The organism is Subtercola boreus (genome assembly GCF_003399635.1).
Classification (GTDB): domain Bacteria; phylum Actinomycetota; class Actinomycetes; order Actinomycetales; family Microbacteriaceae; genus Subtercola; species Subtercola boreus_B.
On the sequence record NZ_NBXB01000077.1, the window covers coordinates 1 to 1073 of the forward strand.

Consider the following 1073-nt stretch of genomic DNA (forward strand, 5'->3'; position numbering starts at 1 on the left):
GGTCGTACACAGCGGAGGAAAAGGCCGAGTTCTTCCGCCAGCTGAAGCTGGCAACGTGTCGAAGGTCGCGAAAGAGCTCGGGTTGGTGAGGATCACGTGCTACAAGTGGGCGCATCAGGCGGGGATCTTCACGGGCACAGACACTCGCGCTCAACGAGCGCAATTCGTGCGTCTGCGTGCTGATGGGGCCAGTCGTGCTGCCGTGGCGAAACAGGTTGGTGTCGACAGTCGTTCAGCAGCTGACTGGGACAAGGGCATCAAACAGATCACGGGCGGGCGGGTGTACCCCGACGGCCGCGTGATCCGCTACCGGCGAGCCGGGATACTGGCGAATGTGAAGAACCCGCGCACCACCCATACGCGAGGCCTGCCAGTTGATCCAGTGCGCCTCGAAGCGCTCGTCGATGCCCGATACTTGAGCCTCGTCGAGCGGGAACGAATCCATGACCTCCGAAGCGGCGGTGAATCGATCAGTCCGATCGGACGAACGATCGGACGAAGCCCCTCGACCGTCAGCAGGGAGCTGACACGGAACACCACCACAACGGTTGGCTATCTTCCCTACGCCGCGCACCGGCTCGCAGCAGCGCGGCGGCCACGACTGCGCAACCGGAAGCTGGAATCGTATGGTCGCCTGCGTACCAATGTTGCGGTGAAGCCTCGTAAAAGATGGTCACCTGAACAGATCAGCAACCGGTTGGTGAAAGACTTCCCCGACGATCAAAGGATGCGGGTGAGTACTGAGACGATCTAACAGGCGATCTATATCCAGGGTCGCGGCGCGCTGAAACGAGAGATCGCAGCTGCGATGCGACGCGGACGGATAGTACGAAAACCCAACCCCGATCCAGCACAACGAACAAGCCGGTTCATCGACACGATGGTCCCCATCACCCAACGGCCTACGGAAGCCGACGACCGCGCAATACCCGGGCATTGGGAAGGGGACCTCATCATCGGCACGATGAGCCGGTCAGCGATCGGAACCCTGGTCGAGCGCTCCAGCCGCTTCGTCAGCCTCATTCACCTTCCCCACGACCACACCGCCGAAACGGTGCGCGATGGCCTCGTGA

1 protein-coding gene is annotated in these 1073 nt (G+C 61.7%); it reads left to right on the forward strand.

Going from position 1 to position 1073, the window contains the following annotated elements:
• On the forward strand, window positions 1-754 hold a 754-nt coding region (locus B7R22_RS18430; RefSeq protein ID WP_216363538.1), incomplete at its 5' end, for a helix-turn-helix domain-containing protein.
• Between the last annotated feature and the right edge of the window lie 319 nt (window positions 755-1073).